The sequence below is a fragment of the Pseudomonadales bacterium genome, assembly GCA_024234165.1.
Classification (GTDB): Bacteria; Pseudomonadota; Gammaproteobacteria; order Pseudomonadales; family UBA5518; genus UBA5518.
In genome coordinates this window covers 675,973-689,670 of the sequence record JACKOP010000002.1, presented here as the reverse complement: position 1 = coordinate 689,670, position 13,698 = coordinate 675,973, and the positions used below count along the sequence as shown (strand labels likewise).

The 13,698-nt window shown below is 64.8% G+C and carries 10 protein-coding genes; 8 read left to right on the top strand and 2 right to left on the bottom strand.

The genetic code is table 11. From position 1 onward, the window contains the following. From ispG to H7A12_08755, 8 genes are all read left to right on the top strand, one after another. Positions 1–1,125 (top strand): flavodoxin-dependent (E)-4-hydroxy-3-methylbut-2-enyl-diphosphate synthase, encoded by a 1,125-nt coding sequence (gene ispG, locus H7A12_08790; protein MCP5320903.1) that lies wholly within the window; start codon positions 1–3, stop codon positions 1,123–1,125. Positions 1,126–1,209: 84 nt separating this feature from the next. Next, the gene (gene hisS / locus H7A12_08785; protein MCP5320902.1) at positions 1,210–2,511 is read left to right on the top strand and encodes a histidine--tRNA ligase; all 1,302 of its coding nucleotides are present in this window, start codon (positions 1,210–1,212) and stop codon (positions 2,509–2,511) included. An 18-nt stretch (positions 2,512–2,529) separates the two neighbouring features. After that, entirely contained in the window at positions 2,530–3,330 is an 801-nt protein-coding gene (locus H7A12_08780; protein MCP5320901.1) for a tetratricopeptide repeat protein, read from the top strand. After that, positions 3,327–4,544, top strand: a complete 1,218-nt coding sequence (gene bamB, locus H7A12_08775) for an outer membrane protein assembly factor BamB (GenBank protein MCP5320900.1) — start codon at positions 3,327–3,329, stop codon at positions 4,542–4,544. Before H7A12_08780 ends, bamB begins: the two co-directional genes overlap by 4 nt. Before the next feature lie 12 nt (positions 4,545–4,556). Beyond that, positions 4,557–5,963, top strand: a complete 1,407-nt coding sequence (der, locus tag H7A12_08770; GenBank protein MCP5320899.1) for a ribosome biogenesis GTPase Der — start codon at positions 4,557–4,559, stop codon at positions 5,961–5,963. A 118-nt stretch (positions 5,964–6,081) separates the two neighbouring features. Further along, positions 6,082–7,716 (top strand): acyl-CoA synthetase, encoded by a 1,635-nt coding sequence (locus tag H7A12_08765; GenBank protein MCP5320898.1) that lies wholly within the window; start codon positions 6,082–6,084, stop codon positions 7,714–7,716. Positions 7,717–7,762: 46 nt separating this feature from the next. Beyond that, positions 7,763–8,578, top strand: a complete 816-nt coding sequence (locus tag H7A12_08760) for a crotonase/enoyl-CoA hydratase family protein (GenBank protein ID MCP5320897.1) — start codon at positions 7,763–7,765, stop codon at positions 8,576–8,578. 52 nt (positions 8,579–8,630) lie between these two features. Continuing rightward, on the top strand, positions 8,631–9,329 hold the full coding sequence (locus H7A12_08755) for a nitroreductase (GenBank protein MCP5320896.1): 699 nt from the start codon (positions 8,631–8,633) through the stop codon (positions 9,327–9,329). A gap of 37 nt (positions 9,330–9,366) precedes the next feature. Here the strand turns inward: H7A12_08755 and H7A12_08750 are convergent, their stop codons facing one another. Continuing rightward, the gene (locus H7A12_08750) at positions 9,367–12,471 is read right to left on the bottom strand and encodes an efflux RND transporter permease subunit (GenBank protein ID MCP5320895.1); all 3,105 of its coding nucleotides are present in this window, start codon (positions 12,469–12,471) and stop codon (positions 9,367–9,369) included. After that, entirely contained in the window at positions 12,471–13,643 is a 1,173-nt protein-coding gene (locus H7A12_08745) for an efflux RND transporter periplasmic adaptor subunit (protein MCP5320894.1), read from the bottom strand. Before H7A12_08745 ends, H7A12_08750 begins: the two co-directional genes overlap by 1 nt. Positions 13,644–13,698 lie beyond the last annotated feature (55 nt).

Genomic DNA, 13,698 nt, shown 5'->3' with positions numbered 1-13,698 from the left:
ATGTTGCATGCCTCCCCGATCGTCCGGCGGCGTTCGCGTCGCATCATGGTCGGCTCGGTGCCGGTTGGCGGCGATGCGCCGATTTCGGTGCAGAGCATGACGAATACCGAAACCTGCGATGTCGCGGCGACGGTGGCGCAGATCGGGACGCTGGTGGCGGCGGGAGCCGATATCGTGCGTGTATCGGTGCCGAGCATGGAGGCGGCAGCAGCCTTCGCGGCGATCCGCAGCCAGGTCGCCGTGCCGCTGGTCGCGGATATTCATTTCGATTACCGGATCGCACTCGCGGTGGCGAAGAACGGGGTCGATTGCCTGCGCATCAATCCGGGCAATATCGGCCGCGAGGATCGCGTGCGCGCAGTGATCGATGCCGCACGCGATCACGGCATTCCGATCCGCATCGGCGTCAATGCCGGTTCGCTGGAAAAGGAGCTGCAGCGCAAGTACCGGGAACCGTGCGCTGATGCGATGGTCGAGTCGGCGCTGCGGCACATCGATATCCTCGATCGCCACGACTTCCAGGACTTCAAGGTGAGCCTGAAGGCCTCTGACGTGTTCATGACCGTCGAGGCGTATCGCAAGATCGCCGGTCAGATCGAGCAGCCGCTGCACCTCGGGATCACCGAAGCCGGCGGCCTGCGCAGCGGCACGGTCAAGTCGGCGATCGGTCTCGGGATGCTGCTGATGGACGGCATCGGGGACACGATCCGCATCTCGCTGGCGGCTGACCCGGTCGAGGAGATCCGGGTCGGCTGGGACGTGCTGAAGAGCCTGCGTCTGCGCGCGAAAGGCATCAACTTCGTCGCCTGTCCGAGCTGTTCGCGGCAGAACTTCGACGTGATCGCGACCGTGAACGAACTCGAGCGGCGTCTCGAGGATGTACGCGAGCCGCTCGACGTGGCGATCATCGGCTGTTACGTGAACGGTCCCGGCGAGTCGCGTGCAGCGGACGTCGGCGTCACGGGAAGCGCACCGCACAGCCTGGTGTTCGTCGGTGGCGAGCCGCACCACAAGACCGATTCGACATCGCTGGTCGATGACATCGAGCGGACGATCCGCGCGGCACTCGCGGACAAGGCTGCGGCACCGGACGCCGGCGACGATGCGTTGATTGCCAAAGGTTGATGCAGGCTATACCGTGCGCATGTTTTTTTGTCCGGCGTCCCGCCCGTGGTGGCGGTTTGTCCGTCAGATTCGGAGACCAGAGCATTGCAGCAGTTGAGGGCCGTCCGCGGCATGCCCGACATCCTGCCCGCACAGAGTGCGCTGTGGCAGCACATCGAGCGTGAAGTTGCCGCGCTGCTGCATGCGTTTGCCTACCACGAGATCCGCCTGCCGCTGCTCGAGCCGACCGAACTGTTCGGCCGCTCGATCGGCGAGGTCACCGACATCGTCGAAAAAGAAATGTACACGTTCGCCGATCGCAACGGCGACAGCCTCACGTTGCGTCCAGAGGGCACGGCCGGCTGTGTGCGTGCGGTGCTGCAGAACGGGCTGCTGCAGACCTTGCCGCTGCGCCTGTGGTACACGGGTCCGATGTTCCGTCACGAGCGCCCGCAAATGGGGCGCCAGCGCCAGTTTCACCAGATCGGTGTCGAGACCTTCGGGCTGTCCGGGTCGGACATAGAAGCCGAACATCTGCTGCTGCTGAGCCGGTTGTGGCAACGCCTCGGCGTGGCACACCTGGTCCGGCTCGAGATCAATTCGCTTGGCAGCGCGCTGGCGCGTGCCGCCTACCGTGAGGCGCTGGTCGCGTATCTCGGTATGCACGTCGATGCGCTCGACGAAGACAGCCGCCGTCGCCTGGGAACGAATCCGCTGCGTATCCTCGACAGCAAGGATGTGGGTACGCGTGCGGTGCTGGCGGGGGCACCGTCCCTGGCCACGTACCTCGACGAGGAGTCGCGTGCGCACATGGAGGGGCTGTGCGAACTGCTCGACGCTGCGGGCGTGGCGTACCGGGTCAATCCGGCACTGGTGCGTGGGCTCGATTACTACGGCAAGACCGTCTACGAGTGGGTCACCGACAGCCTGGGTGCACAGGGCACGGTGTGCGCCGGTGGTCGCTACGACGCACTGGTTGCTCAACTCGGCGGTTCGGCAACGCCCGGGGTCGGCTTTGCGATGGGCGTCGAACGTCTGGTATTGCTGCTTGCTGCGGCCGGCGTGACGGTACAGGACCGTGCCAGGCCACACGTGTGCTGGGTGGTTGCAGACGATGCGGCCCGACGCTTTGCGTTCGTGGTCGCCGAGGGTCTGCGCGATCGGCTGCCATGGCTGCGCATGCAGATGCCGTGCGGTGAAGGCAGCCTGCGCAGCCAGATGAAGAAGGCGGACCGCAGTGGTGCGGAGTTGGCATTGATCGTCGGTGGTGACGAACTGACCGCAGCGCAGGTCAGCGTGCGTGCACTGCGCGAGGGTGGAGTGCCGCAGACGGGGGTCGAGGTCGGGCACCTGGCGACATTTCTGGCAGCACAGTTGAACGCGTCCGGGGTGGACGCAGCGCATTGAACGCGACGGGGAGAGTGTGTGGATCCTTACAGAACCGAAGAAGACCAGATCAGGGCGCTGAAGCAGTGGTGGGAGCATAACGGCACGTCGACCCTGGCCGGTATCGGCCTTGCGCTGGTGATCGTGTTTGGCTGGCAGTGGTGGCAGCAGCGTCATCAGTCCGGAGGGGAACAGGCCGCGATGCTGTACCAGCAGTTGCTGCAGGCAGTGGAGAACTCGGCCGAGGACGAGGTACAGCGTGCGAATGCCCGCCATCTGGGCGGTGAGTTGCTGAAGATCGCGGCGGCTTCGCGTCTTGGCGACCAGACACAACTGATGCTGGCGCGCATCGCGGTGGAAAAGGACGATCTCGCGGAGGCTGCACAACACCTGGAAGCGGTGCTCGATCGTAACCCCGATGTCGTACGTGGGGCACTCGCCACACGCATCTACGGATTGTTCGGGCGCGCACCCGATCCGGAACTCGGCGCACTGGCACGGGTGCGGCTGGCTCGCGTGCAGTTCGCTGCCGGCAGTGCGGACAAGGCGCTCGCCACGCTCGAGGCGGCCGGCACCGACGATTTCCTCTGGCAGCGACACGAATTGCGCGGCGACATCCTGCGCCAGCGCGGTGATCGTGCGGCTGCGCTGCAGGCGTACCAGGCAGCATCGGCAGCAGCGGATGTGCGTGTGCCGCCACTGTTGCAAATGAAGCTGCGCGAACTCGAACTCGAACCCGAACCCGCACCCGGTGAGGCAGTACAGACTGCAGCGCCCGTGACGACGGAAGCGGCCATCACCACCGAGACGGCACCTGAAGACAAGGGAGCGCACCCATGATGACCCGTATCGCGGCCGGCTCCGGCAGCATAGTCGCGCGCACCGCGCTGTTGTTCATGCTTGGCGGGTTGTTGCAAGCGTGTTCGGTCGTCGACTGGGTGAAGGGCATGGGCAGCGGCAGCAGCGAGGAAGAAAAGGAAGCACTGAAGCCGGCGCCTTTGGCGGATTTCTCGGCTGAAACCGAGCTGGACAAGGTATGGAGTGCCGGTGTCGGCGACGGTCAGGGCAAGGAGTACAACCGTCTGCAGGTGGCGCTGGACGGCACGACGATCTTTGCCGCGTCCGCCGATGGTACCGTTGCCGCATTCGATGCCGCGACCGGCAAGCGGCGCTGGAAGATCGACGTCGATGCCGGTCTGTCCGGTGGTGTCGGCGTGGGTGGTGATCTGGTGCTCGCAGGCGATACCGCAGGCAACGTGATCGCGCTCGAAAGCGCGAGCGGGCACGAGTTGTGGCGCACGCGTGTCAGCAGCGAAGTGCTGGCAGCACCGGCAGCGGACTGGGACGTGGTCGTGGTGCATACGCTCGACGGCAACATAAACGGATTCGACGCGCGCACCGGGGCGCGGCGCTGGACGCACGATACCAGCATGCCGTTGCTGACATTGCGCGGCACCTCGGCACCCGTGCTCGATGACGGCGTGGCCTACGTGGGACTCGCGAGCGGGCGCATCATCGCCATCAAGGCCGATGTCGGAACAGTGTTGTGGGAGGCGCGTGTCGCGACGCCGCAGGGACAGTCCGAAATCGAGCGTGCGATCGACATCGATGGACGGCTGGCGCTGGTCGGGAAGGGGATCTACGCCGTGACCTACCAGGGAAAGGTGGGTGGACTCGATACTGCAAACGGACGCCCGTTGTGGGCTCGCGACGCCTCCAGCTTCAGCGGCGTGGGTGCTGGTTTCGGCAACATCTACGTATCGGAAACCAGCGGCACCGTGAGTGCCTACGAAGTGGGTGGTGGTGCACTGCGCTGGCAGAACGACCAGTTTGCGCGCCGCTTGCCGGGTACCCCGGTGGCGGTTGGCAGCTACGTGGCCGTGGCCGATTTCGACGGCTACGTGCACCTGCTGTCGCAGGTCGACGGGCATGTCGCGGGACGCGTGCGCGCCGACTCCGCCGGCGTGCGTGCCGATATGGTGGCCGCTGGCGACATGCTGTATGTCTACGGCAACAGCGGCGACCTGACGGCGTTTCGCGTCGGTTCGCGCTGAGTCCACCCGCACATGGTTCCGGTGATTGCGCTGGTCGGGCGGCCGAACGTCGGCAAATCGACGCTGTTCAATCGTCTCACGCGCAGTCGCGATGCACTGGTCGCCGACATTCCCGGACTCACGCGCGATCGCCAGTACGGTGAGTTCCACGTCGACGGACGGCGTTTCATCGTCGTCGACACCGGTGGCTTGAGTGGACAGGAAGAGGGGATCGACAGCGAAATGGCACGCCAGTCGCTGGCGGCGATCGCGGAATGCGATCTTGCGCTGGTGCTGGTCGACGCACGCGCCGGCGTGACCCCGGCAGACCAGCGGATCCTCGCGTTGCTGCGAGCGAGCGGCAAGCCGTTCCTGTTGGTGGTGAACAAGATCGACGGCACCGACGAGCTGCTCGCGAGTGCCGAATTCCACGAGCTTGGCGCGCCGGAGCTGATCGCCGTCAGCGCAGCCCACGGACGCAACATGGGTCGGCTCGAGCGGGCATTGCTCGCGGCCATTCCACCGACCGAGGCGCCGGGAGAAGAGGCAGAGCCGGGGGCGGGCGCACGCGTGCGCGTCGCGGTGGTCGGACGACCGAATGTAGGCAAGTCCACGCTGGTCAATCGTATCCTCGGCGAGGAGCGCGTGGTGGTCTTTGATCAGCCGGGCACCACGCGCGACAGCGTCTACATCGATTTCGAGCGTGGCGATACACGCTACACCCTGATCGATACGGCGGGGTTGCGACGCCGGCGCAGCGTGCACGAAACGGTCGAGAAGTTTTCCATCGTGAAGACCCTGCAGGCGATCGCCGATGCCAACGTGGTGCTGGTGCTGATCGATGCGCAGGAAGGACTGGTCGAGCAGGACGTGCACCTGCTCGGGCACGTGATCGACAGTGGCCGCGCGCTGATCATCGTGTGCAACAAGTGGGATGGCCTGCCGGCGGATCGCAGGGCAGCGCTGAAGAACGAACTCGAACGACGGCTTGCGTTTGCAGACTTCGCCGAAGTGCATTTCATCTCGGCGCTGCACGGTTCGAACGTCGGGCAGCTCTATGCGGCGATCGACCGTGCGTGGGTCTCGGCACAGCGCAAGTTGCCAACCAACCGGCTGACGGCGATTCTCGAGTCTGCAGTGGCCGCGCATGCACCGCCGCTGGTGCACGGACGCCGGATCAAGTTGCGCATGGCGCATCCCGGTGGCAGCAATCCGCCGCTGATCGTGATCCACGGCAACCAGACAGCAGACGTTCCGGAACACTATCGCCGCTACCTCGAGAACGTCTATCGCCGCGAACTGGCGCTGGTTGGCACACCGTTGCGAATCGAGTTCGTCACCGGCACCAATCCGTTCGCCGGTCGACGCAACACGCTGACGCCACGCCAGGAATACAAGCGCAAGCGTCTCATGCAGCACGTCAGGAAGAGCCGGCGCTGAACCTGGCTGTGGGCCGCGACGGTGCGAGTGACAACGGTCTCTGACGGCTTTGTCATTTGCGACGGTTCTTCTGCGTCGCTTATGCTTCGGCGCAGAGCCATCCGTCCGGAGTCGTTCCATGCCCGCCAGGCATTTCAACATCGCCGACCTGTTCGAGATCGTCGCCGACGCCGTCCCCGGGCGCGAGGCGCTGGTATGTGGGGCTGCGCGCCTGAGTTACGCGGACCTCGACCGGCGTGCGAACCGGCTGGCGCATTATCTGGAGGCGCAGGGTATCGGTGCCGGTGACAAGGTGGGACTTTACCTGCACAACTGCAACGAATACCTGGAAGGCATGCTCGCCTGTTTCAAGATTTGTGCCGTGCCGGTGAACGTGAACTTCCGCTACGTCGACGAAGAACTCGTACACGTCTTCGGCAACTCGGACATGGTCGGCTGCATCCACCATCGCGAGTTCGTGCCGCATATCGCGGCGGTGCGTGGTGCCGTACCGCGCCTGCGCGTACTTGTCAGCGTCGACGACGATACCGGTTTCGACCCGGATTCCATCGGTGCGGCCTCCTACGAGAATGCCGTTGCGAGCGGGGCCGAGACACGGGGCTTCGCCGAACGTTCCGATGATGATCTGTTCCTGCTTTATACCGGCGGCACCACCGGCATGCCGAAGGGCGTGATGTGGCCACACAAGGCCGTGTTCTTCGCTGCGATGGGAGGCGGTGGCCACTTCCATCCCGCTGGCCCGATCACGGCACCCGCAGAGATCGCGGTGCGTGCGCAGGAAGGTTTCGTCGTGATCGGCCTGCCGCTCGCACCACTGATGCACGGTGCATGCTGGTGGTATGCGTGCATCCAGTTGCTGGCCGGCAGCAAGGTAGTGCTGAACCCCGCGCACTCGCTGATCGCCGAGGATGTGTGGGACCTGGTCGAACGTGAACGCGTGAACGCGATCTCCATCGTCGGTGACGCGATGGCAATCCCGTTGCTCGATGCGCTCGAACGCAACCCCGGGCGCTGGGATCTGGGCTGCATATTCAACGTGGGTTCCGGAGGCGCGGTATTCTCCGAGTCGAAGCAGGCGCGTTTCCGTGAGCATTTCCCGAACGTGCTGATCACGAATTCCTTTGGTTCTTCCGAGGGTGGCCAGATGGGCATGGACAACGGCCAGCGGCGCAGCGATGCCGAAAACGGGCTCGGCAACGTGAGTCGCACGCCGTACATGGACGTGATCGTCGAGGAGCAGCGTCGGCACGCACGCCCCGGAGAATCCGGAATCTTTGCGCGCAGCGGGCATATTCCGATCGGGTACTACAACGACGCGGAAAAAACCGCCAGGACCTTTGTCGAGGTCGAGGGCAGACGCTGGTTGCTCACCGGGGATGCCGCGCGCCTGGAGCCCGACGGCTCGATCACCGTTTTCGGTCGCGGGTCGAACTGCATCAACAGCGGGGGCGAGAAGATCTTCCCCGAGGAAGTCGAGCAGGCGCTGAAGAACCATCCCGACGTGTTCGACGCGCTGGTGGTTGGCACGCCGGACGAACGCTGGGGCCAGAAGGCCACCGCGGTGGTGTCGGTGCGCGATGGTCGCTGGCCGACGCTGGAGGAACTGCAGAACGCAGCGCGTGTGCATATCGCCGGTTACAAGTTGCCGCGCGACCTGCACATCATTGCCGAAATACCGCGCCAGCCGAGCGGCAAGCCGAACTATGTACGGGCGCGTGAGATCGCGCTTGCGGGAGCGCACCGCGCTCCCTGAGAAACCTGATCCTGCCATCGTCAGATCACCGATACGGGAAGTCCGCATGGAACAGCTCAGCATCAGCACTGGCAGTTGCATCGTCGAGCGCGACGCGCACACGCTGGTCGTCACACTGAATCGTCCGGAGGCGAAGAATGCCTTCAATCCGCCGATGCTGGTCGGCATGTATCGCGCATGGCGGCTGCTGGCGAGCGACGATACGCTGCACTCGGCAGTGCTGACGGCACGCGGCGATACCTTCTGTGCCGGCATGGACCTGAAGGCCGGACCCGAAGGCGGCGAGGATGCAGCCGAGATCCAGGCACTGATGCGGGAGATTCCGAACCTCCACTGGCAGGCGTTGCTGCGTGACGATCGCCCTGCCAAGCCGTTGCTGCTGGCGGTCGAGGGTTATGCGCTCGCCGGTGGTACCGAAATCCTGCAGGGCACGGACATTCGCGTGGCCGCCGAAGATGCGGTATTCGGCGTCACCGAGGTGGCGCGCGGCCTGTACCCGATGGCGGGCTCGACGATACGTCTGCGACGCCAGATTCCGTACTGCATCGCTGCCGAGATCCTGCTGACCGGTCGTCACGTGACGGCGCGCGAAGCGCTTGACTGGGGTTTGATCAACCGCATCGCCCCCAAGGGCAAGGCGCTCGAGGAAGCGCTGGCGATCGCAGCGCAGATCGCCGCAAACGGCCCGGTTGCCGTCAGGGCGGTCATGCAGTCGCTGCGCGAGCACGAAGAGTGTCTGCCTGAAGCGGAGGCGATGCAGCGTTCGGATGCGCTCGGCTGGCCGGTGTTCGCGACCGAGGATGCGCGTGAAGGCATGCGTGCATTCAAGGAGAGGCGTGCGGCGCAATTCAAGGGGCGCTGATGCCGCAAGACACGGAAATGGATCGATCGGGAAGAAATCGGAGCAAAGGTACATGACACAGATCGAAGTCGCTGGCTGCGTGGAAAGGTCGCTGGGTTTCGACGAGGCCGTGCGTGCACGACGCTCGGTACGTGGATTCCGCCCGGATCCGGTGCCGCAACCGTTGCTGGCGCATATCTTCGAACTCGCCAATCGCGCGCCGTCGAACTGCAATACGCAGCCGTGGTTCAGTGTGGTGTTCAGTGGTGCGGCCTGCGAGCGCCTGCGCCGCGCCTTCACGACCGGCTTTGCCAGCGGCAAGGTGTCGATGGATTTTCCGTACGCCGGCCAGTACCAGGGTGTGTACCAGGAGCGGCAGTACGATGCCGCGGCAAGGCTCTACACGGCGATGGGCATTGCGCGCAGCGACAAGGCCGCACGTGGATCTGCGTTCATGCGCAACTTCGTTTTCTACGATGCCCCGCACGTCGCATTCGTGTTCATCCCTGACTGGGCAGGACTGCGCGAGGCCGCAGACGCCGGCATGTATGCGCAGACGCTGATGCTGGGGCTGGCGGCACACGGGATCGGCAGTTGCCCGCAGACGGCGCTCAGTTTCCTCTGCGACGAGGTTCGCAGCGAGGCGGGAATCGATCCCTCGTGGAAGCTGTTGTTCGGCGTTTCATTCGGCTACGAAGACACGGCCGCACCGGCCAACGAGTGCCGGCTCGGGCGGGCCGCACTCGAGGACAGCGTGCGTTTCGTGAGCTGAGGAGAGCGTCGCAAGGCGCTGCAATTTTTCTGATTCCTTACCGCACGAACTTCAGCGTACGCATGCACACGATCGCGTAGAACAGCGGTACGAAGAAGATCGCGAATACCGTCGCTGCCAGCATGCCGCCGATCACTCCGGTGCCGATCGCGTTCTGTGCCCCCGAGCCGGCACCGGTGGCGATCGCGAGCGGCAGTACGCCGAACATGAAGGCGAGCGAGGTCATCAGGATCGGGCGCAGGCGGATGCGACAGGCCTCCAGCGTGGCTGTCAGCAGATCCACACCCTGTTGCTGGCGCTCGATCGCGAACTGCACGATCAGGATCGCGTTCTTTGCCGACAAGCCGATCGTGGTCAGCAGGCCGACCTGGAAGTAGACGTCGTTGTCGTGCCCCGTCAGGGTCGCGGCAAGCAGTGCTCCGACGACGCCGAGCGGGACCACCAGCATGACCGAGGCCGGAATCGACCAGCTTTCGTAGAGTGCCGCCAGGCAGAGAAATACCACCAGCAGCGACAGCGCGTAGAGTCGTGGCGCCTGCGCACCGGACTGCTGCTGCTGCAGCGACACACCGGTCCACTCGAAACCGATTCCCTCCGGCAGTTCTGCGATGAGTTTTGTGATTGCGTCCATCGCCTGGCCGGTGCTGACTCCGGGTGCCGCCTGCCCCTGGATTTCCACCGCGGGTACGCCGTTGTAGCGCGTCAGCCGTGGCGATCCGCTCGTCCAGTGCGCCGAAGCGAAGGCGCTGAACGGCACCATCTGCCCGCGCGCGTTGCGTGCATGCCACTTGCCGATATCCTCGGGTTGCATGCGCGCAGCGATATCGCCCTGCACGTAGACCTTCTTTACGCGCCCACGGTCGATGAAGTCGTTGACGTAACGCCCGCCCCACGCCGTCGACAGCACGTCATTGACGTCCGCAATCGACAATCCCAGGGCACTGGCCTTCTGCTGGTCGATGTCGAGCTGCAACTGCGACGTGTCTTCGAGGCTGTTGGGGCGTACGCCGCGCAGCAATGGATCACGGGCTGCGGCGTCGAGCAGACGGTTGCGGGCGTCCATGAGCGCATCGTGTCCGAGCCCGACGCGGTCCTGCAGATACAGCACGAAACCGGTGGCTTCGCCGAGTTCGCGTATCGGTGGCGGCAGCATCGGCAGCGCGATCGCATCGGGCAAGGCGCCGAAGGCCTTGCGGGCTCGTTCGATCAGAGCCTGTGCGCTCTCGCCGGGCTTCTTGCGCTCGTCCCACGGCCGCATCTCGATGAATGCCTGTCCCGCGTTCTGCCCCGACCCTGCGTAGCTGAAGCCGGTCGCAGTGAAGACCATGGTAACCAGACCCGCTTCCTCCTCGCGGAAATAGCGCGCCACTTCGGCCATCGTATTCAAGGTCCGCTCCTGGCTTGCTCCGGGAGGGAGTTGCACGATCGTGAAGATGAAACCGCCGTCTTCCTCGGGCAGGAACGAGGTGGGCAGTCGGATGAACAACAGCGCCAATGCCAGCAGCAGTGCGCCGTAGATCAGCAGGTAGCGCAGGCTGCGACGCCATATGTGACTGATCGCAGCCTGGTAGCGCGCGGTGGCTGCGGCCAGGGCGCGATTGAAGAAAGCGAAGAATCCCGGCTCCCGCTCGTCGGGGCTGTGTTCGCGCAGCAGGGTTGCGCACAGCGCGGGCGTGAAGATCAGTGCGACCAGGACCGAGAGCGCCATTGCAGAGACGATCGTGATCGAGAACTGGCGGTAGATCAGTCCGGTCGAGCCGCCGAAAAATGCCATCGGAACGAATACCGCCGACAGTACCAGCGCGATCGCAATCAGTGCGTTGCCGATTTCCCCCATCGCCTTGCGCGTCGCTTCGCGTGGCGGCAGTCCTTCTTCCCGCATCACGCGCTCGACGTTCTCGACCACGACGATCGCATCGTCGACCAGCAAGCCGATAGCGAGGACCATCGCGAACATCGTCAGCGTGTTGATGCTGAAGCCGAACGCATTCAGCACGGCGAACGTTCCGAGCAGCACGACCGGGATCGCCAGCGTCGGGATCAGTGTCATGCGCAGCTTCTGCAGGAACAGCAGGATCACGAGGAACACCAGCACGATTGCCTCGGCCAGCGTGGTGACCACGCTTTCGATCGACTTCTGCACGAACGGTGTGGTGTCGTGCGGAACTGCATACTGCAGTCCCGGCGGGAAGAAGGCCTTGAGCTCGTCGAGCTGGGCACGCACGGCCTCGGCGGTCTCCAGCGCGTTCGCTCCGGTGCGCAGCATGATCCCCAGGCCGGCCGCAGGCTTGCCGTTGAAGCGTGAACGCACCGCGTAGCTCTCGCTGCCCATTTCGACGCGCGCCACATCGCGCAGTCGCACCGTCGAGCCATCGGACTCGACACGCAGCAGGATCGACGCGAACTGCTCTACCGTCTGCAGGCGTGACTGGGCGCTGACCGTTGCGGCAATGGATTGTCCTGCTGCCGCCGGCGTGCCGCCGATCTCGCCGGCCGAGATCTGTGCATTCTGCGCGAGCAGCGCTGCGCGCACGTCGGCGGGCGTCAGTGCAAAGCTGTAGAGCTTGTCCGGGTCGAGCCAGATGCGCATCGCCGCCTGTGCGCCGCCAAGCAGGCGGGTGTCGCCGACCCCGTCGATGCGGCTGATGCTGTCGACGATGTTCGACGCCATGTAGTCGGCGACATCGAGCTCGCTCATGCTGCCGTCGGCTGAGAAGAACGACGCAACCATCAGCAGCGTCGAGGTTGCCTTGGTGACGCGTATCCCCTGTTGCTGCACTTCCTGTGGCAGCTTCGGCATCGCGAGTTGCAGTTTGTTCTGTACCTGCACCTGGGCGATATCGGGGTTGGTGCCTGGTTCGAAAGTGATGTTGAGACCGACCTGGCCCGCGGAATCGCTGCTCGAACTCATGTAGAGCAGCCCGTCGAGCGCCTTCATGTTCTGTTCGATGACCTGCGTGACGGTATTTTCCAGCGTCGTGGCAGACGCTCCCGGATAGTTCGCGTAGATGCCGATCACCGGTGGTGCGATGTCCGGGTACTGCATCACGGGCAATTCGCGGATCGACAGTATTCCGGCGAGCATCACGATGATCGCGAGGACCCAGGCGAATATCGGGCGATCGATGAAGAAGCGTGACATCAGTGCGCTGCTCCGGTGGTGGCTGCGCTCGACGCTTCTGCACGCACGACGGCATTCACGCGCGAGCCGGCACGGATCTTCTGCAGGTTGTCCGCAATCACGCGCTCTCCGGGCTGCAATCCGGATTCGATCAGCCAGTTGCCATCGATACTGCGCCCGATGGTGACCGCGCGCACCGTGGCGGTCCTGTCGCTGCCGACCACGAATACCGATGCCGCACCGGTGTGGTCGCGCTGGACTACCGACTGTGGCAGCACGATCGCGTCATGGCGTTCACCCTCGGACAGCACGGCACGCACGTACATGCCGGGCAGCAGACGTTGTTCCGGGTTTGGGAACACCGCACGCAGCATGACGCTCGCGGTTCCGGGATCGATGGTCACATCGGTGAAGGCGAGCTTCCCCGGCAACTCGTAACGACTGCCGTCCTCGAGCAGCAGCGTGACCCGGGCAGAATCGTCCGTGGCGCGTTGCAGGCGGCCGCTGGCGAGCTGTTCGCGCAGTTGCAGCAGTTCCTGGCTGGAACGCGGGATGTCGACGAACATCGGGTCGAGCTGCTGCACCGTCGCCAGTGCCTGCGCCTGGCCCGCAGAGACCAGTGCACCGGCAGTCATCTCGGATCTGCCGATGCGCCCCGTGATTGGTGCTGCAATGCGCGTGCGACGCAGATCGATGCGCGCACCCTGCAGCTGGGCGCGCTGCTCGGCGACTGCCGCCCCGCTCTGGCGTTGTGCGGCTTCGGCGTCGTCGAGATCCTGACGGCTCACGAGCTGGCGGCCGGCGAGAGCCGCAAGGCGCTCGGCGCGCAGCTTCGCGGTCGTCGCAGCCGCCTCGGCGCGGATGAGCGCTGCCTCTGCGCTGGCCACGGCCGCTTCATAGCTGTCGGGATCGATCTGGTACAGCGGCTGGCCGGCTTTCACCGTAACGCCTTCCTCGAACAGGCGCTCGCGCACGATGCCGTTGATCTGCGGTCGTACTTCGGCAACCAGCGAGGCGATCGTGCGCCCCGGCAGCTCGGCCTGCAGCGTGAGTTCGCGTGTGGAGACGGTAATCGTGCCGACCTCGAGTGGTGGCATGGCCGGCTGAGTCGCCGGTCCCGGATCGCCGCAGCCGCCGAGCAGCCCCAGTGCGGCGATCAGCGAGCAGCGGACAAGACGGCGGGACGGGTACATCGCTAACTCCGGCAACAGGCAGGCAGGTCGATCGAGGACATGGAATGAACGTTCA

Bases quoted from the DNA above. Each gene is read 5' to 3' on its own strand.
- ispG (MCP5320903.1), top strand. From the start codon at position 1: ATGTTGCATGCCTCCCCGATCGTCCGGCGGCGTTCGCGTCGCATCATG.
- bamB (MCP5320900.1), top strand. From the start codon at position 3,327: ATGATGACCCGTATCGCGGCCGGCTCCGGCAGCATAGTCGCGCGCACC.
- der (MCP5320899.1), top strand. From the start codon at position 4,557: ATGGTTCCGGTGATTGCGCTGGTCGGGCGGCCGAACGTCGGCAAATCG.
- H7A12_08765 (MCP5320898.1), top strand. From the start codon at position 6,082: ATGCCCGCCAGGCATTTCAACATCGCCGACCTGTTCGAGATCGTCGCC.
- H7A12_08760 (MCP5320897.1), top strand. From the start codon at position 7,763: ATGGAACAGCTCAGCATCAGCACTGGCAGTTGCATCGTCGAGCGCGAC.
- H7A12_08755 (MCP5320896.1), top strand. From the start codon at position 8,631: ATGACACAGATCGAAGTCGCTGGCTGCGTGGAAAGGTCGCTGGGTTTC.
- H7A12_08750 (MCP5320895.1), bottom strand. From the start codon at position 12,471: ATGTCACGCTTCTTCATCGATCGCCCGATATTCGCCTGGGTCCTCGCG.
- H7A12_08745 (MCP5320894.1), bottom strand. From the start codon at position 13,643: ATGTACCCGTCCCGCCGTCTTGTCCGCTGCTCGCTGATCGCCGCACTG.